Source organism: Streptomyces sp. SS7 (assembly GCF_037993025.1).
Taxonomy (GTDB): Bacteria; Actinomycetota; Actinomycetes; order Streptomycetales; family Streptomycetaceae; genus Streptomyces.
Genome location: NZ_CP141223.1, coordinates 1,193,204 through 1,210,773, shown reverse-complemented (window position 1 = coordinate 1,210,773; position 17,570 = coordinate 1,193,204). Strand labels below are relative to the sequence as shown.

14 protein-coding genes and 2 pseudogenes are annotated in these 17,570 nt (G+C 72.1%); 12 read left to right on the top strand and 4 right to left on the bottom strand.

Translation table 11 applies throughout. From position 1 onward, the window contains the following. The first annotated feature begins 14 nt into the window (after window positions 1–14). The 11 genes and pseudogenes from U5640_RS05475 (at window position 15) to U5640_RS05425 (ending at window position 8,805) form a co-directional block, all read left to right on the top strand. Window positions 15–1,352, top strand: coding sequence for an L-fuconate dehydratase (locus tag U5640_RS05475; protein ID WP_340374656.1), 1,338 nt, complete (start codon window positions 15–17; stop codon window positions 1,350–1,352). Further along, entirely contained in the window at window positions 1,349–2,107 is a 759-nt protein-coding gene (locus U5640_RS05470) for an SDR family oxidoreductase (protein ID WP_340374655.1), read from the top strand. The genes U5640_RS05475 and U5640_RS05470 overlap by 4 nt, the downstream gene beginning before the upstream one ends. Beyond that, on the top strand, window positions 2,104–3,150 hold the full coding sequence (locus U5640_RS05465) for an aldo/keto reductase (protein ID WP_340374654.1): 1,047 nt from the start codon (window positions 2,104–2,106) through the stop codon (window positions 3,148–3,150). The genes U5640_RS05470 and U5640_RS05465 overlap by 4 nt, the downstream gene beginning before the upstream one ends. Further along, window positions 3,147–3,458 carry an L-rhamnose mutarotase gene (locus U5640_RS05460; RefSeq protein WP_340374653.1) on the top strand — a complete coding sequence of 104 codons (312 nt, stop codon included), beginning with the start codon at window positions 3,147–3,149 and terminating at the stop codon, window positions 3,456–3,458. Before U5640_RS05465 ends, U5640_RS05460 begins: the two co-directional genes overlap by 4 nt. Next, window positions 3,455–4,363 (top strand): amidohydrolase family protein, encoded by a 909-nt coding sequence (locus U5640_RS05455; RefSeq protein WP_340374652.1) that lies wholly within the window; start codon window positions 3,455–3,457, stop codon window positions 4,361–4,363. The genes U5640_RS05460 and U5640_RS05455 overlap by 4 nt, the downstream gene beginning before the upstream one ends. Then, a complete protein-coding gene (locus U5640_RS05450) occupies window positions 4,354–5,094 on the top strand; it encodes a (Fe-S)-binding protein (protein WP_340374651.1) in 741 nt (246 codons plus the stop codon). Before U5640_RS05455 ends, U5640_RS05450 begins: the two co-directional genes overlap by 10 nt. After that, window positions 5,091–6,584, top strand: a complete 1,494-nt coding sequence (locus U5640_RS05445) for a LutB/LldF family L-lactate oxidation iron-sulfur protein (RefSeq protein ID WP_340374650.1) — start codon at window positions 5,091–5,093, stop codon at window positions 6,582–6,584. The genes U5640_RS05450 and U5640_RS05445 overlap by 4 nt, the downstream gene beginning before the upstream one ends. A 134-nt stretch (window positions 6,585–6,718) precedes the next feature. Continuing rightward, window positions 6,719–7,222, top strand: coding sequence for an LUD domain-containing protein (locus tag U5640_RS05440; RefSeq protein WP_340374649.1), 504 nt, complete (start codon window positions 6,719–6,721; stop codon window positions 7,220–7,222). Between the two features lie 115 nt (window positions 7,223–7,337). Beyond that, window positions 7,338–7,496 (top strand): annotated as a pseudogene (locus U5640_RS05435) (SDR family oxidoreductase); the annotation flags it as partial. Window positions 7,497–7,765: 269 nt separating this feature from the next. Then, window positions 7,766–8,098, top strand: a pseudogene (locus U5640_RS05430) (fumarylacetoacetate hydrolase family protein); the annotation flags it as partial. Window positions 8,099–8,109: 11 nt separating this feature from the next. Next, window positions 8,110–8,805, top strand: a complete 696-nt coding sequence (locus tag U5640_RS05425) for an SDR family NAD(P)-dependent oxidoreductase (protein ID WP_340374648.1) — start codon at window positions 8,110–8,112, stop codon at window positions 8,803–8,805. An 86-nt stretch (window positions 8,806–8,891) separates the two neighbouring features. On the opposite strand, the gene U5640_RS05420 is transcribed toward U5640_RS05425, so the two are convergent. Then, a complete protein-coding gene (locus U5640_RS05420) occupies window positions 8,892–12,254 on the bottom strand; it encodes a discoidin domain-containing protein (RefSeq protein WP_340374647.1) in 3,363 nt (1,120 codons plus the stop codon). A 349-nt stretch (window positions 12,255–12,603) separates the two neighbouring features. Between U5640_RS05420 and U5640_RS05415 the strand changes: the two genes are divergently transcribed. Beyond that, window positions 12,604–13,629, top strand: a complete 1,026-nt coding sequence (locus tag U5640_RS05415; protein ID WP_340374646.1) for a M28 family peptidase — start codon at window positions 12,604–12,606, stop codon at window positions 13,627–13,629. Between the two features lie 93 nt (window positions 13,630–13,722). Here the strand turns inward: U5640_RS05415 and U5640_RS05410 are convergent, their stop codons facing one another. The 3 genes from U5640_RS05410 to eboE all read right to left on the bottom strand — a co-directional run bounded on the left by U5640_RS05410 (window position 13,723) and on the right by eboE (window position 17,570). Continuing rightward, window positions 13,723–14,916: a cytochrome P450 gene (locus U5640_RS05410; protein WP_340374645.1), complete on the bottom strand. Its 1,194-nt coding sequence runs from the start codon at window positions 14,914–14,916 to the stop codon at window positions 13,723–13,725. A gap of 84 nt (window positions 14,917–15,000) precedes the next feature. Continuing rightward, window positions 15,001–16,374 (bottom strand): nucleotide pyrophosphatase/phosphodiesterase family protein, encoded by a 1,374-nt coding sequence (locus U5640_RS05405; protein WP_340374644.1) that lies wholly within the window; start codon window positions 16,372–16,374, stop codon window positions 15,001–15,003. Next, window positions 16,371–17,570: a metabolite traffic protein EboE gene (gene eboE / locus U5640_RS05400; RefSeq protein ID WP_340374643.1), complete on the bottom strand. Its 1,200-nt coding sequence runs from the start codon at window positions 17,568–17,570 to the stop codon at window positions 16,371–16,373. The genes U5640_RS05405 and eboE overlap by 4 nt, the downstream gene beginning before the upstream one ends.

The following is a 17,570-nucleotide window of genomic DNA, read 5'->3' as shown; positions in this document are numbered from 1 at the left end:
AAGGCATCCCCCCCTTGACTACCACCTCCGCCCGGATCACCGCCCTCGACACCTACGACGTCCGCTTTCCCACCTCGCGGGAACTGGACGGCTCCGACGCGATGAACCCGGACCCTGATTACTCCGCCGCCTATGTCGTGCTGCGCACGGACGCCGCTGACGGGCACGAGGGCCACGGCTTCACCTTCACCATCGGACGCGGCAACGATGTCCAGGTCGCCGCGATCGGCGCCCTGCGGCACCACATCGTGGGCCGCTCCGTGCAGGAGCTGTGCGCCGACCCGGGCTCGGTCAACCGCGACCTGATCGGGGACAGCCAGTTGCGCTGGCTGGGGCCCGAGAAGGGCGTGATGCACATGGCGATCGGGGCCGTGGTGAACGCCGTGTGGGACCTGGCCGCCAAGCGCGCCGGGCAGCCGCTGTGGCGGCTGCTCGCCCACGCCGACCCCGAGTGGCTCGTCTCGCAGGTTGACTTCCGCTACATCGTCGACGCCCTCACCCCCGAGGAAGCCCTGCGAATGCTGCGAGAGGGCCGCACCGGTCTCGCGGAGCGAGAGTCCGCCCTGCTGGAGCGCGGCTACCCCGGCTACACCACCTCCCCGGGCTGGCTCGGCTACTCCGACGACAAGCTCACCCGGCTGGCCAAGCAGGCCGTAGCCGACGGCTTCACCCAGATCAAGCTCAAGGTCGGCGCCGACCTCGACGACGACGTCCGCCGCATGCGAGTCGCCCGCGCCGCCGTCGGCGAGGAGATCCGCATCGCCATCGACGCCAACCAGCGCTGGAACGTCGGTGAGGCGGTCGAGTGGACCAATGCGCTTGCCGAGTTCGACCCGTACTGGATCGAGGAGCCCACCAGCCCCGACGACATCCTCGGCCATGCCGCCGTGCGCCGGGGCGTCGCCCCCGTGAAGGTGGCCACCGGCGAACACGTGCAGAACCGCATCATCTTCAAGCAGCTCCTCCAGGCCGATGCCATCGACGTGCTCCAGCTCGACGCGGCCCGGGTCGGAGGGGTCAACGAGAACCTCGCGATCCTGCTGCTCGCCGCGAAGTTCGGGGTGCCGGTGTGCCCGCACGCCGGAGGAGTGGGCCTGTGCGAGCTGGTGCAGCACCTGTCGATGTTCGACTACCTGGCGTTGTCCGGCACCACCGAGAACCGCGTCATCGAGTTCGTCGACCACCTCCACGAGCACTTCACGGCCCCCGTGGTGATGCGCGCCGGTCACTACACCGCGCCGCTGACCCCGGGCTTCTCCGCCACCATGCACCACGAGTCCCTCAGTGAGTACCGCTACCCGGGCGGCACCTTCTGGGCCGCCGACCTCGCCGGGCCGGAGAAGACGGCATGACCGGTCTGTCAGGGCTCAGGGCGGTGGTCACCGGCGGCGCGTCCGGCATCGGACTGGCAACGGCCCGCTCCCTCACGGCGCAGGGCGCGGCGGTGGCCGTGCTCGACCTCGATCCGAGCGGCGTCGGCGAACCGCTGCTCGGTCTGCGGGCCGACGTCAGCGACGACGCCTCCGTACGCGCCGCCGTGGAACAGGCCGCGGCGCGGCTGGGAGGCCTGGACATCCTCGTGAACAACGCCGGCATCGGCGCGGTGGGCACCATCGAGGACAACCCGGACGAGCAGTGGCACCGGGTGATGGACGTGAACGTCCTCGGCATGGTGCGCACCACCCGGGCCGCCCTGCCCCACTTGCGCCGCTCCGCGCACGCGGCGGTCGTCAACACCTGCTCGATCGGCGCCACCGCAGGCCTGCCGCAGCGCGCCCTGTACTGCGCCAGCAAGGGGGCGGTCCTCTCCCTGACTCTTGCCATGGCCGCCGACCACGTCCGCGAGGGCATCCGCGTCAACTGCGTCAACCCCGGCACCGCCGACACCCCCTGGGTCTCCCGGCTGCTGGCCGCGGCCGACGACCCCGAGGCCGAGCGCGCGGCCCTCAACGCCCGACAGCCTCTCGGACGCCTGGTGACGGCCGACGAGGTCGCCGCCGCCATCGTCTACCTGGCAAGTCCGGCCGCGGCGTCCGTCACAGGCACCGCGCTCGCGGTGGACGGCGGCATGCAGGGCCTGCGGTTGCGCCCGGTGGAGCGGCCGTGAGGACCACCACGCTGGGCGGCGGCACGGTACCGGTCACGGAACTGGCGCTGGGCTGTGCCGCCCTCGGCAACCTCTTCCACCCGGTCACCGACGAGGCCGCCCACGCCACGGTGGAGGCGGCCTGGGACGCCGGCATCCGGACCTTCGACACCGCGCCCCACTACGGTCTCGGCCTGTCGGAACGGCGGCTCGGCGCCGCGCTGCGCGACCGCGCCCGGGACACCTACACCCTCTCCACCAAGGTGGGCCGGCTCCTCGTGCCGAATCCGCAGGGCAGCGCCGGCGACGACCTGGCCCACGGCTTCGCCGTCCCGGCCGCCCGTCGCAGGGTCTGGGACTTCAGCGCCGACGGAGTCCTGCGCTCGCTGGAGGCCAGCCTGGAACGCCTCGGTCTCGACCGCGTCGACGTGGCCCTGCTGCACGACCCCGACGACCACGCCGACCAGGCGTTGCGTGAGGCGTACCCGGCGCTCGAGCGACTGCGCGCCGAAGGCGTGGTCACAGCGATCGGCGTCGGGATGAACGGGTCCGCCCTGCCCGCCCGGTTCCTGCGCGAGACCGACATCGACATGGTTCTGCTGGCCGGCCGTTACACGCTCCTGGAACAGGACGCGCTCACCGAACTGCTCCCGGAGGCAGCGGCCCGCGGCCGGAGCGTGGTCATCGGCGGAGTGTTCAACTCCGGGCTGCTGACGGGCCCCCGGCCCGGCGCCACATACGACTACGCCCCCGCGCCGCAGCCGGTCCTCGACCGGGCGCTGCGGCTCCTCGCGGTCTGCAAACGCCACGGCGTGCCGCTGCGTGCCGCCGCACTGCGCTTCCCGTTCGGCCATCCCGCGGTCGCGAGCGTCCTGACCGGCGCGCGCACACCCGAGGAGGTACGCGACACAGTGGAGCAACTGCGGCGCCCCATTCCGCACGCCCTGTGGGGCGAACTGCACGCCGAGGGACTGCTGCACCCGAACACCCCGGTCCCCGCAGCCGTGCCGATCGCAGAGGCCGCGCTGCTCGCGCGAGCCATGCCGTCCAAGGAGCCGTCATGAGGGTCGCTCTGCACACCAAGGTCCGCGCCGACCGCATCGAGGCGTACGAGGCCGCGCACCGCAAGGTGCCCGGGGAACTCACCGCCGCGATCCGCGCCGCAGGGGTGAGCGCTTGGACGATCTGGCGCAGCGGCACCGACCTGTTCCATGTGCTGGAGGTCGAGGACTACCGGGCGATGATCGCCGAACTCGACAAGCTGCCCGTCAACATCGCCTGGCAGGCCCGGATGGGCGACCTGCTCGACGTCGTCCACGACTACTCCGCGCGGGGCGCGGACGCCTCGCTGCCGGTGGTGTGGGAACTGTGACCGGTTCCAAGCCCGTGCCCGGCATCGTGGACAGCCACCACCATGTGTGGGACCTGTCCGTCCGCGACCAGGACTGGATCAGCAAAGGAGAACTCGCCCCGCTGCGAAGAAACTTCACCCTCGCCGACCTGGCCCCGGAGGCCCGCGCGGCCGGTGTCACCGCCACCGTGCTGGTGCAGACGATCACCGTGCCGGAGGAGACCCCGGAGTTCCTGGCCCTGGCCGCCGACAGCGACCTGGTCGCCGGGGTCGTCGGCTGGACCGACCTGACCGCCCCCGGCATCGCCGAGACCCTCGCGGGGCTGCGCGCGGGCCCCGGAGGGGAGTACCTGGTGGGCATCCGCCACCAGGTGCAGAGCGAGCCCGACCCGCGCTGGCTCGTACGCCCCGACGTACTCCGGGGCCTTTCCTCGGTCGCCGAGGCGGGACTCGTCTACGACCTCGTGGTGAAGCCCCACCAACTCGCGGCGGCCGTCGCGGCCGCGGAGCGCCTGCCAGGCCTGACCTTCGTCCTCGACCACCTCGGCAAGCCGCCCGTCGAATCCGGTGAACTCGTCCCCTGGGCGCAGCAGATCCGCCGCCTCGCCGCCCTCCCCAACACCGTCTGCAAACTCTCCGGCATGGTCACCGAAGCCGACTGGGGCTCGTGGACTACCGCGGCTTTCGCGCCGTACGCCGACACCGCGCTCGACGCCTTCGGGCCCGGGCGGCTGATGTTCGGCTCCGACTGGCCCGTCTGCCGACTCGCCGCCACCTACGCCGAAGTGGTCACCGTCGCTCGCGAGCTGACGGCCGGGCTCGGACCGGCCGAACGCCACGACGTCTTCACCGGTACCGCCGTGCGGACCTACGACCTGCCCGTCACCGCACGACCGGCCCCGCCTCAGGAAACCCCATGCGCATAGCCCTCTTCATTACCTGCTTCAACGACACCATGTTCCCCCGCACCGGTCGCGCCGTCACCGAACTGCTGGAGCGCCTCGGCCACACCGTGGAGTTCCCGCAGGCCCAGACCTGCTGCGGTCAGATGCACTTCAACACCGGCTACCGCCCTGAGACCCTCCCCATGGTCCGCCGCTTCGCCGAGGTCTTCGCCGGCTATGACGCCGTCGTCGCCCCGTCCGGGTCCTGCGCCGGCATGGTGCGCGACCACCACCGCGTGGTGGCCGCCCAATACGGCGACGCCGCCCTCACCGAGGCGGTCGAGCACGTGGTCCCGACGGTGTACGAGCTGTCGGAACTCCTCGTCGACGTCCTCGGCGTCATCGATGTCGGCGCCTACTTCCCGCACCGTGTCACCTACCACCCGACCTGCCACTCGCTGCGCATGCTCCGCGTCGGCGACCGGCCGCTGCGGCTGCTGCGCGCCGTCCGCGGCATCCATCTCGTGGAACTGCCCGCCGCCGAGTCCTGCTGCGGCTTCGGCGGCACTTTCGCCCTGAAGAACGCGGAGGTCTCCAACGCCATGCTGGCCGACAAGATGCGCCACGTGCAGGACACCGGCGCTGAGTTCCTGTGCGCGGGCGACAACTCCTGCCTCACCCACATCGGCGGTGGCCTGTCCCGGCTGCGCACCGGCGTCGGCACAAGGCACCTCGCCGAGATCCTGGCCTCCCAGGAAGGGGACCTGCCGTGAGCGGTGTCGACAACGTCGTATGGCTGGGGACCCCGGCCTTTCCCGAGGCGGCGCGCACGGCGCTCACCGACACCCGGCTGCGGGCGAATCTGCGCCGCGCGACCGGCACCATCCGGGACAAGCGCCTGGCGGCCGCCGCCGAACTGGAGGACTGGGAGGAACTGAGGGAGACGGCCGCCGCGGTAAAACGCCGCACCCTCCGCCACCTGGACCATCATCTGCTGCGCCTGGAGAGGGCGGTGACCGCTGCGGGGGGAGTGGTGCACTGGGCGGCGGACGCCGCCGAGGCCAACCGCATCGTCACCCATGTGGTGCAGGCGACAGGCGCGGACGAGGTCGTCAAGGTCAAATCCATGGCCACCCAGGAGATCGGCCTCAACGAGGCGCTCGCGGAAGCGGGCATCCGCGCCTACGAGACCGACCTCGCGGAACTCATCGTGCAGCTGGGCGGCGACCGCCCCTCCCACATCCTCGTACCCGCCATCCACCGGGGCCGCTCCGAGATCCGGGAGATCTTCCGCCGGGAGATGGGAGGATGGGGCAGGCCCGCCCCCGAGGACCTCACCGACAACCCCGGTGACCTCGCCGAGGCGGCGCGGCTCCACCTGCGGGAGAAGTTCCTGCGCGCCAGGGTCGCCGTCTCCGGCGCCAACTTCGCGGCCGCAGACACCGGCACGGTGGCGGTTGTCGAGTCGGAGGGCAACGGGCGGATGTGCCTGACGCTGCCGGAGACCCTGATCACCGTCATGGGCATCGAGAAGGTCCTGCCGTCCTTCGCCGACCTGGACGTGTTCCTCCAGCTCCTGCCCCGCTCGTCGACCGGCGAGCGGATGAACCCCTACACCTCGCTGTGGACCGGCGTGACGGAGGGCGACGGTCCCCGGAACTTCCACCTGGTGCTGCTCGACAACGGCCGCAGCGCCACCCTCGCTGACGAGGTGGGCCGCCAGGCCCTCGCCTGCATCCGCTGCTCAGCGTGTCTCAACGTGTGCCCGGTGTACGAGCGCACGGGGGGGCATGCCTACGGTTCGGTCTACCCCGGGCCGATCGGCGCCGTGCTGACCCCGCAGCTCGTGGGCATCGGGAACGCGGCCTCGCTGCCCTTCGCCTCGACCCTGTGCGGCGCCTGCTACGACGCCTGCCCAGTGAAGATCAACATTCCCGAGGTGCTGCTCCATCTGCGCGCCGACGCCGTGGAGGCCAAACGGCGGGACCGGCTGCTTCCCACGCCCGAGGCGCTCGCCATGAAGGCCGCGGGAGCCGTCCTGGGCTCACCCCGGCGCCTGGCCGCCGCACAGCGCCTGGCCGCCGCAGGCGCCCGACCAATGGCCCGTGACGGCCGCATTGGTGCCCTGCCCGGTCCGTTCGCCCGCTGGTCCGGCACCCGGGACACCCCGGCGCCGGCCCGGGAGCCCCTGCGCGCCTGGTGGCGCCGTACGCGACCACCCGCGAGCGAGGACAGCCGTACGACGGCGGAGAGGAAGGGATGATGACGAACGGCCGTGAGACCGTGCTGAGGGCGATCCGGGGAGGGCTGTCCGGTGTTCCCGATTCCGAGTGTCCTGACGACAAACCCCTTCCGTCCGGTCCCCGTGCCGACCACGCGGGACCGGACATCGTTGGATTGTTCGCCGAGCGTGCCGCCGAGTACCGCGCCACGGTCGTCCGCGTCCCGGCGAACGGTGCCGCGGCCGCCGTCGCTCGCGCGCTGGCGCGCACCGGAGCGCGTTCCGTGGTGGTGCCGCCCGGGCTTCCCGAGGACCTGGTTCCAGAGGGGGATTGGTCGCTGCTGACGGAGGTCCCGCCCCTGTCCGTCGGGCAGCTCGACGCGGCGGACGCCGTGGTCACCACCGTCGCCATCGCCATCGCCGTCACTGGCACCGTGACCCTCGACCACGGTCCCGGCCAGGGGCGGAGGGTTCTGACCCTGCTGCCGGACCAGCACATCTGCGTGGTCCGTGCGGACCAGATCGCTCCCGACGTGCCCGAGGCGCTGAGGCTGCTCGATCCGTACCGGCCGCTGACCCTGATCTCCGGCCCCTCGGCCACCAGTGACATCGAACTGGACCGGGTCGAGGGCGTGCACGGGCCCAGGACTGTCGACATCGTCGTGGTGGAGGACGCGTAGCTGCTGTCGCAGGGACTGCACGGCTTCACGGCACGGCCGGGTGGCCGCGCCGCGAAGCCATGTTCCGGTCGACCGGACCATGGTCATGGCCCGCGAATGAGCCGCCGACGGCGTCACCGTCAACACCGTCGCCCCGGGCTGCACGGAGACCGAGCTGACCCGTGCGTATCTGGCGAAGCCCGGCATGCGTGAGGAGATGACCGGTCTGGTCCCCGCCGGGCGCCTGGGGCAGCCGGAGGACGTGGTCGGAGCGGTGCTCTTCCTCGCCTCCGCCCGCGCCTCGTACCGTCGCGAGGTGTGGCACGCGCGGGTCGACCCAGAGGCTACGTCGGCCCAGCCGACCCGATCCGAACGGCAGGCCCTAGCCGGACTGGCCGTCCAGGCGGTCGGGGCGGCGGTGCGCTGTCAGTCAGCCTTGACCGGCCGGGTCCGCGAGATGGCCGTCCTGGTCGTCGCCGCCCACTGGGGGAGTGCCTTCGAGCGGGCGGCGCACGAGGCCGTGGGCCGGACGCACGGCCTCGCCGAACCCGAGCTGGACGCCCTGCGCTCGGGCGGACCGCCCGACCTGCCGGACCGCTCCTGGTCACCCCGGACGAGTTCGCCGACCCCGACGACCTGGAGATCACCGGACTGCTCAACGGCGAGACCGTCCAGCACGACCGCACCAAGTCCCTGATCTTCCCGGTGCCGGAGCTCGTTGCCCGTCTGTCGGCCGTGGTGCCGCTCTTCCCGGGCGACCTGGTCTTCACCGGCACCCCGGCCGGGGTCGGCAACCGGATGGATCCACCCCGCCGTCTCGCCGCGGGCGACGAACTCGTCGGCCGCATCGAGGGCATCGGAGAGATCCGCCAGCGCTTCACGGCCGTACACCCCTGAAGGGACGCCCCATGACAGAGCAGAGCATTCCCCGCCGCTTCGAAGGCCGTACCGTCCTGGTGACCGGTGCAGGCACCGGCTACGGCGCCGAGATCGCCGTACGAGCCGCCCAGGAGGGCGCCCGGGTCGCCGTCCACTACCGCAGCTCCGCGGCCGGAGCCGAGAAGACGGTCGCCCGGATCAAGGAGGTCGGCGGCCGAACACCGACGAGGCGGTGGCACCCTCTCCACCGAGCACTCCCACTACCCCTTCTGATCCTGCCGCGTACGGCGCCTGACCGGAGCCGTCATCACCACCACCGGGGAGTCCCTGTGGCAACGTTCCGTTTCGACACCCGAGTCGCACAGGACCCCGACCGCGTCTGGGCCGTCCTCACCGACGTGAGCATGATTCCGCAGTGGTTCCCGGCCGTACGGGAGGCCCACTTCGACGGCACGCACCGCCACCTGAGCACGTCCGAGGGCACGTTGAAGTCCGTCGTGGTGACGAAGGACGACGCACTGCGCCGCTTCCAGTACCGGTTCGTCGAGGGCATGCCCCAGCCCATCGACTTCCACCGGGGCACCATCGACGTGCTTCCCGACGCGGACGGCTCACGCGTGGTCTACAGCCAGGAGATCGTTCCGGAGGCCCTGGCACCCGTCGTCGAGCGAGCCGTGAGCGAGGGGATCGCGGGCATCGCCCGGCACTTCGCCGCACACTCCTGAGGCGACGGAGCGAGCAGAAGACCCCCGCCACCCAGGACGACGAGACCGACGAAGGTGCGAGGGTCCGCCCGTTTCGGAACGGCCTGCTACTTGACGCGGATCTCGGCGAGTTGGAGACGATACCTGGTGGCCTCGTCCGAGGCGGGCTTGCCGAGCTTGGAAACCTTCAGGCGCAGATAGCGGCCGGTGGTGGAAGTGAGGGTGTAGGTCTGAGCGGCTCCGTTCGGGTTGGGCTCGGCCGTGATCGTGCGGACGGTGGTGTAGGTGCCGGCTCCGTCGGGGCGGGTCTGGATCGTGAAGTCGACGGGGAAGCCCGCTGTGCCGCCTCCGGCCGCGCCGGTGTCGCTGCGCGGGTGGAGGGTGACGGAGCCGATGGACCGGTCGGCGCCGAGGTCGATCTCGATCCGGACCGGGTCGGCGGTGACATCGGCGGAGGCGAAGTCGATGCTGGTGAAGCCCTTTGAGCCGGCCACGCCGGTGGTGGTGCCGTCGAACACGCGGGTCTTGCCCCAGTCGCCGTTCTCCAGCGTGTAGTTGGCGGTGACGACGGTCGCGGCGGTGGGGACGGTGAGTTCGGCGAGCTGGAGGCGGTACCGGGTGGTCTCGTCCACGGGGGGCGTACCCAGTCTGGTGGCCTGGAGCCGTATGTAACGGGCGGTGGTGGTCCTGAAGCCGTATGTCTGCACCAGCCCGCCCGGGTTGGGCTCGGCCGTGATCGTGCGGACGGTGGTGTAGGTGCCGGCTCCGTCGGGGCGGGTCTGGATCGTGAAGTCGACGGGGAAGCCCGCTGTGCCTCCGCCGACCGCCGGGGTGTCGGTGCGGGGGAAGAGGCGTACGGCGTCGAGATCGGTGTCGGACCCGAGGTCGATCTCGACCCAGACGGGGTTCGCGCTGACGTCGGCGGAGGGGAAGTCGATGCTGGTGTAGCCCTTGGCCCCGGTCACGCCGGTGAGCTTGCCGTCGGTGAGCCGGTTCTTGCCCCAGTCGCCGTTCTCCAGGCTGCTGTTGCTGGTGACCGGTCGGCCGAGGGCGAGGTTGTCCAGGCGTCCGGCGCCGGTCACGGTGAACGTCCAGTTGCCGGGCTGGAGGGTGAAGTAGACGTAGGACGAGTCCTTGCTCGCGTATCCGAGGCCGGGGACGCTGCCGGTGGCCGCGCCGCCCGTGAAGACGGTGGTTCCGTTGGCCCTGACGACCGGCGCGGACCCGCCGTAGGTCGGCACCCCGACCCGCGCGGTCGTCCCGCTCGGGGACGTCAGGGTCAGGGTCACCTGGGTGCCGTCGCGCGTGATGCCGAAGCGGATGTCGCCCTTGACGGTCGGCGTGACCGTGTCGATCCTCGTGAGGGTGCCGGTCTGCGGGACGACGTCGTACGTCTCCCAGCCGGGCTTGGTGGGACGGACGCCGGCGGCGTAGGCGGACAGCGTGTACAGCGGGCCGCCGTTCCAGGCGTGGTTGTCGGTGCCACCCGCCTTGTCCCATATCTCCCACAGGGTGTGGCAGGCGGGGTCGGCGACCTGGGCGGCGTAGCGGTTGCGCATCCGCTCCTCGGCGACGGTGGCCGCGCCCATGAGGTAGAGCGCCTCCAGGACGTAGAACTCCATGTAGGGGCTGGCGTTGAGGTGGGTGCGCAGCACGTCGGTGACGGCCCGGTGGCGGGAGGCGGGCGCGAGGCCGGCGACGACGGCGAGACCGTTGGCGCGGTCATCGGTGTCGCCGGTGTAGCCGGGGGAGCGGTACTCGTTGCGGGAGGTGTTCCACAGGACGCGGTCGAAGTTGGCCTTGATGCTGTCGCGCTTGGCCTGCCAGCCCGCGACGTCGCCGCTGTTGCCGCTGAGGTCGGCGAGGGTGACGGCCGTGTCGAGGGCGAGGTAGTACCAGCAGTTGTCCAGGACGCGGGCGTCGACATTGGTGCCCCAGTCCTCCCAGTCCCAGTCTCCGGCGCGGTGGCTGACCAGCCCGGCCGAGTCCAGGCTCCACAGGTTCAGGTAGGCCTTCACCGCCGGGTAGGTGCCGGAGACGGCGCCGGTGTTGCCGGTGTAGAGGTGGTACGTGCCGAAGGCCCACACCGAGGCGAGCATCTGGACGGGCAGTTCGGCGGTCCAGATGGTGGACGGCATCGGCGAGTAGAGCACACCGCCGGGCTTCTGCCAGGCGGTCAGCTGGGCGATGGCCTTGGCACCAAGGGCGTGGGAGCGGGTGTCGAAGGTGTAGAAGCCCTCTTTGAGCTGGTTGACCACATCGCCCCACCACTGGGCGCGCTCACGGGTGGGGCAGTCCATGTAGTTGTCGCGCATGTTGACGTACATGGTGCGCGCCGCCTTGCCCCACAGGGTGTCGAGAAAGGCGTCATTGCTGCTGAAGGAGCCGGCGAAGTCGGTGTCGTAGCCCGATTCCCGGTACTGCAGGTCCAGGATGGTGACGCCGGCGGGGATCGTGTACTTGACCGCCGTGCCGCTCATCCAGGCCAGCGCCTCGAACTCCTGTACCCCGCCCGCGCAGACGTAGGTGGCGCGCACGTTGTTCTCCGCGCCGGGGGTGAGGCCGGTCAGACCGTCGCCGTCGGCGTAGTGGTCGGTCTGCATGCCGATCACCGCGCCGGCCGGAGCGTCCACTTTCAGATACGGCGTGACCTGGAGGTTCGACGGCAAGGTGGCCGTGATGGCGGTGGAGCCCTGTCCCGTGGACGGCAACGAGGAGGCGTTGCGGTAGGACTTCAGGCCCGAGTACCGGAACTGCGGGACCGGCCGCTGGACGAGGTCGTTCCAGGGGGCGCCACCGGCGGCCCCGAAATCGGTGGGGGCGCTCCACGCGCTGTCGTCGAAGCCGGCCGTCTCCCAGGCGGTCATGGCGGTGGCGCTGCGGGCGTCGTAGTGGATGTTCGACTCGGGGAGGCGGAAGTTGACCTGGGTGCCGCTGGTGTCGTGGGAGTAGCCCGGGTGGACGATGTGCTTCCAGCCGGTGTCGCTGACGACCCGGGTGGTGGTGGAACCGGTGGTGATGTCGGACTGGAACAGCAGACCTCCCTTGCCGCTGCTGCTGTGCGAGAAGCCCTCCTTGCCGAAGTACCACACCAGCAGCGCCACCGAGTTGCGGCCGCTCGTGAGATACGGGGCGAGGTCGATCTCGTCGTAGTAGGTGCCGGTGCGGTGGGGACCGCGCTTGAGCTGCCCGTCGAAGACGACGAGCGTGCCGTTGACCCACAGCCAGTACTTGGAGTCCGCCGCGATCCGCGTCACCGCCGTCGACGGCGCGGAGCCGAGAGTGAACGACCGGCGGAACGCGACCCACTGGTTCGTGGAACTGGACGGAGCCCAGATCCACTTCGCGGTCCAGGAGACGGCGGCCGATGCCACGGGAGCAAGCCCCGGCAGCAGCACCGAGCCCAGGGTGGGCGTGAGCGCCACGGCTATGGCCGAGCGCAGGGCAGACCGGCGCGTTACTGAAGACATGCGGGCTCCTGCTGTCGATGTGCGGTGAGGGCGGGGAGGAGGGGCGCCCTGGAGACCGCGGAAGAGAGAGGTCCGGGGGACGCGAGGTTTTGAATCGTTTCATTCGGCTGCTTGCAGCCGGAATTGTTCGGCGTCGTGCGCCTGGGTGTCAAGGCCCGTGCGGTCGGTGTCCGGCAGGAGAGCGGCCCTGCAAGCGTCACGTGCGGTTTCGTGGCCTGTCAACCGGGTTCGTCGAGGCGTTGTCGGTACCTGTCGCGGCCCTGACACCGGCGCCGCTCACCGCCTACGCTGCCTCCGCCGCACTGACCGGAACGGGCTGCGGTGCCCGGCACGAGGACGGAGTCTCCACATGATCGAGTCGACGATGCGGGGGCTGGCCGGGCAGGTCGACCCGGCACGGCTCCGGCGTGACGTCGACGTCCTGGCGGCGTCCCCACGCAGCCGTACGCGCACGCCGGACGCCATGGCCGAGGCGGAGCGCCATGTGACGGACGAGCTGTCGGCCGCCGGATGGCAGGTCGAGCGACAGCCGTTCGACCTGCGCTGGCAGCCGGGCGCGACCGACCGCCAGGGGCACCGGTTCCTCCCCCTCAAGCTGCGCCTGCACCGGCGGCTGACGGGAGCCAACCTGCTCGCGCGACTCCCCGGGCACCCGCGGCGGCCGACGGTGCTGATCGGAGCGCACCTGGACTCCGTGGACGCGAGCCCGGGAGCCGACGACAACGCCTCCGGTGTGGCGGTCCTGCTGGAAACCGCCCGGCTGCTCGGCGCGCTGGAAGAGCCGCCGCCCGTCACCCTCATGTGCTTCGACATGGAGGAACTGGGACTGATCGGGTCGCGGTACGCCGCCCGCCGGTTCACCGACCGGCGGGAACGGGTCGCGGGCATGATCTGTCTGGAGTCGGTCGGGTACTTCGCGCCCGAGCCGGGTGGTCAGCGGCTGCCCGCGGGTTTCGGACTGGCCTTCCCCACGGCCGCCCGCGAGGTCCGAGCGCACCGCTTCCGCGGGGACTTCACCCTCGTGGTCCACCGGCGCTCCACACGGGGTGCGGCCGCCCTGTGGCAGCGGGCGGCCGCGTGCGCGGGTCCGGCACTGCCGGCCCTCCCGTCGATCGCCCTCCGTGACCGCCGTCCCGAAGGGCCGCTGGGTCTGCTCATCGGCCTCGCGGTGCCACCGGCGAACCATCTCGGGCGCAGCGACCACGCCTCGTTCTGGAACCGCCGGATCCCGGCGCTCATGCTGACCAGCACCGCCAACTTCCGCAACCGGCACTACCACCGCCCCACGGACACGGCGGACCTCCTCGACTACGACCGGCTGGCCGTGGTCACCGCCGCGACCGCGGCCACGGCGCTGCACTGGCCGCGCGGCTGAGGCCGTACGGGCCTCGGGACCGGCGCGAAGACCGCCGGCCGGCGGTGCGCACCCCGCCGACCCGGGCCGGTCCGGTTCGTGGCCGGACCCGGGTCACCAGGCCACCGGCAGCCTCGACACGCCGTGGACCGCGCGGCCCTCGAACGCGTGCTCCTCCGCGGGCGGGCCGGTCAGGTGCAGGCCGGGCAGACGGTCGAAGAGCATCGGCAGGGCGATCTGGAGTTCGGCGCGGGCGAGCGACTGGCCGAGGCAGTGGTGCGGGCCGTGGCCGAACGCCAGCTGGCGGCCGGCGTCCCGGGTGAGGTCGAGGGTGTCGGGGTCCTCGAAGGCCGCGGGGTCCCGGTTGGCGGACTGGAGGGCGACGACCACGCCCTCGCCGGCGCGGATCGTCACCCCGCCGACCTCGACGTCCTCGACGGCGACGCGGCGCAGCCCGATGTGGACGATGGTGAGGTAGCGCAGGAGTTCCTCGACCGCGCCGGAGACGAGGCCGTCGTCGGCGCGCAGGGCGGCCAGCTGGTCGGGGTGGCGCAGCAGGGCGACGACGCCCAGCGAGAGCATGCTCGCGGTCGTCTCGTGACCGGCGATGAGGAGCTGGACCAGCATGCCCGCCGCCTCCTCCGCCGTGGCCTCGCCGGTGGCCACCCGCTCGACGGCGAGCTTGCTCGTGAGGTCGTCGCCGGGTTCGCGCGCCTTGGCCGCCAGCAGTTCCCGGAGGTGGCCGAAGAGGGCCGCCCAGCCGGCCCGCATCGCCTCGGGTCCGGCGGAGACGGTGGCGAAGGCGGCGGCGTGCCGGTGGATGAACTCCCGGTCGGCGTACGGCACTCCGAGCAGTTCGCAGATGACGAGGAGCGGCAGCGGCAGGGTGAAGTGCTCCACCAGGTCGGCCGGACCGCCCTTCGCGGCCAGGCCGTCGAGGAGTTCGCCGGTGATCCGCCGTACGGCCGGGCGCAGTTGCTCGACCCGGCGGAAGCTGAACTCGGGGATCAGCATGCGGCGCAGCCGGGTGTGGTCCGGCGGGTCCATGGAGAACAGCTGGCCGGGGGTGGGCGGCGGGGGCGTCGGCTGGAGGCCGGGGAAGCCCGGGCGGACGTTGCGCGCGCTGAAGCGCGCATCGCCGAGGACGGCCCGGGCGTCCTCGTGCCGGGTGACGAGCCAGGGGTGGGTGTCGCCCCACAGGGTGATCCTGGCCAGGGGCCGTTCGGTGATCCAGCGTCCGTACTCGGCGGCGGGGTCGAGGAGGGGGCGGTGGCGGGGGAGGGGCGGTGGGGTGTCCGTGGGGTGCATGGCGGGGGGCTCTTCCGGGGGCGGAGGTGGGGGAGAGGGGCAGGGACCGCAGGGGCGGGGGACCGCAGGGGGAGCGCGGGCCGCTCAGTGCGTGAGGCCGGCCAGGTCGAGGAGCAGGTCCTTGACCTCGGTCGCGGCGATCCGGTCGCGCGCGGGGCCGGGCCGTGAGCACAGCAGGACAGGGCTGTCCTGGGGGTCCTCCGGGAGCCGGCCGTGGCTGCCCCGGACGCCCGAGGGGTCGAGCGGGACGGTCCGGATGCGGTACCGCAGACCGGCCTTCTTGCGTGCGACCTGGCCCAGGGCACGGGCCTTGACGCCGGGGACGGTGGGGTCGTAGAGGAGCTCGGCGGGGTCGTAGCCGGGCTTGCGGTGGATCTCGACCTGGCGGGCGAAGTCCGGGGCGCGCGCGTCGTTCAGCCAGTAGTAGTACGTGAACCAGGCGTCGGACCGTGCCACCGCGACCAGTTCGCCCGAGCGTTCGTGCGCGAGTCCGTGCCGGGCCTTGCCCTGCTCGTCGAGCACCTCGTCCACCCCGTCGAGTCCGGCGACGACCTCGGCCGCCTTCGCGAGGTCGGCCGGGTCGCGGACGTAGACGTGGGCGATCTGGTGGTCGGCGACCGCGAAGGCGCGGGACGTCATCGGGTCGAGGTACTCCATTCCGTCCTGGGTGTGGACCTCCAGCAGTCCGGCCCGGCGCAGCGCGCGGTTGATGTCGACCGGGCGGGACGCGGGCGCGATGCCGTACTCGCTGAGGATCACGACGGTGGCGCCCTCGCGGTGCAGATGCTCGAGGAAGGGCCGCAGCGCGTCGTCGAGGCGACGGGCCTCGCGGGCCGACCGCGACGAGCCGGGGCCGGAGCGCTGGGGCTCGTAGTCGAGGTGGGGTACGTAGACCAGGGTGAGGTCGGGCTGCTTCTCGTCGAAGATCTGGCGGGCGGCGGCGAGGATCCACTGGCTGGAGGGCAGGCCCGCGTTGGGACCCCAGTAGGTGAACAGGGGGAACGGGCCCAGCCGGTCGGTGAGTTCGTCGTGCAGGGCGGGCGGCCGGGTGTAGCAGTCGGGTTCCTTGCGGCCGTCGGAGTAGTAGACGGGGCGCGGGGTGACGGTGTAGTCCACGTCGGCGCCCATGGCGTACCACCAGCAGACGTTGGCGACCGTGTAGCCGGGCCGGGAGCGGCGGGCGGTGTCCCAGAGTTTCTCGCCGCCGACCAGGGCGTTGTGCTGGCGCCACAGCAGGACCTCGCCGAGGTCGCGGAAGTACCAGCCGTTGCCGACGACACCGTGCTCGGCGGGCGGTGCGCCGGTCAGCAGGGTGGACTGCACGGAGCAGGTGACGGCGGGCAGGACGGGGTCCAGCCGGGCCCTGAAGCCCTGTGCGGCGACGGCGGAGACGGCCGGCATGTGGCGCAGCAGGCGGGGGGTGAGGCCGACGATGTCGAGGACGACGAGGCGTGTCATGGGACGGGCTCCTTGCGGGGGCGGGCGGTGTCGGTCGTCGCGACGAGGCCGAGTTCCTCGAAACGGGCGCGGGACCAGGCCAGTTCGGCGGCGATTCCCGCGACGAGACCCTCGCGGTCCTGTGGCCGCAGCTGTTCGGGCAGGACGGACCAGGTGTAGGTCTCCACCTCGACGTGGTCGCAGACCGCCTGCGGGCCGCCGAGCAACTCCCTGAGCGCGGTGCTCAGTTCGGCGGCCGTGGTGCTCAGCGGCGGTTCGGGTGCGGCGTGCAGGGGCGCGTGGAAGTGCACCCGCCAGGGGGAGCCGGGGTCCAGGCCGCCGGCGAGGGCGTCCGGGAGGTCGTCCACGCCGCTCACGACGCCGCCCGGGGCCGTACGGGTCTGGTGCAGGAAGCGCGGTTCGGCGAAGCGGGCGAGGGCCCGGCGCGCCTCGGGGGCGGTGGGGTCGTCGGCCTGGAGGGCGCTGGAGGCCTGCACCTTGACGACGGGGAGGCCGGCGTCGGCGAGGCGGCGCAGCGCATGCGCCGGGTTCTCGAACTGCACCGCGAGATGACAGGTGTCCAGGCAGACACCGAGCCGCTCGGGGTCCAGCCCGCCGAGTTCCCGGGCGGCCTGGACGGTGTTCTCCACCACGCAGCCCGGCTCCGGTTCGAAGCCGACCCGGATGGCCCGGCCCGTCTCCCGCTCCAACTCGGCGAGCTCGGCGGCGAGTCGGTCCAGGGACCGGCGGGCGGTGTCGCGCGCCGCGGCCGGCCAGGGGGTGCGCCAGGCCAGCGGCAGGGTGGAGACGCTGCCGCGCCGCGCGTCGTCGGGGAGCAGCCCGGCGAGGATCCGGGCGCAGTCGACGGTGTAGCGCAGCCGGGCGGGGTCGGTCCAGTCGGGGAGGTAGACGTCCTTCTTGACCACCTCGCGGTGGAAACCCTCGTAGGGGAAGGCGTTGAGGGTGACGGTCTCCAGGCCGCGCGAGGTCAGCTCGGCCCGCAGCCGGCGCACCGCCGCGGGCCGGGCGGACAGCTCGGTGACCACGTCCCGGGCCAGCCACAGCCCGATGCCGAGCAGATCGGCGCCGAGGGCCTGACGGACCGGTTCGGCGTGGGAGGCGAGCTGGCCCACCACCCCGTCCAGGTCCTCCGCCTGGTGGACGTTGCTGCAGTAGGCGAGGTGGACGGTGGTGCCGTCGCCGTGTCGGAAACGCAC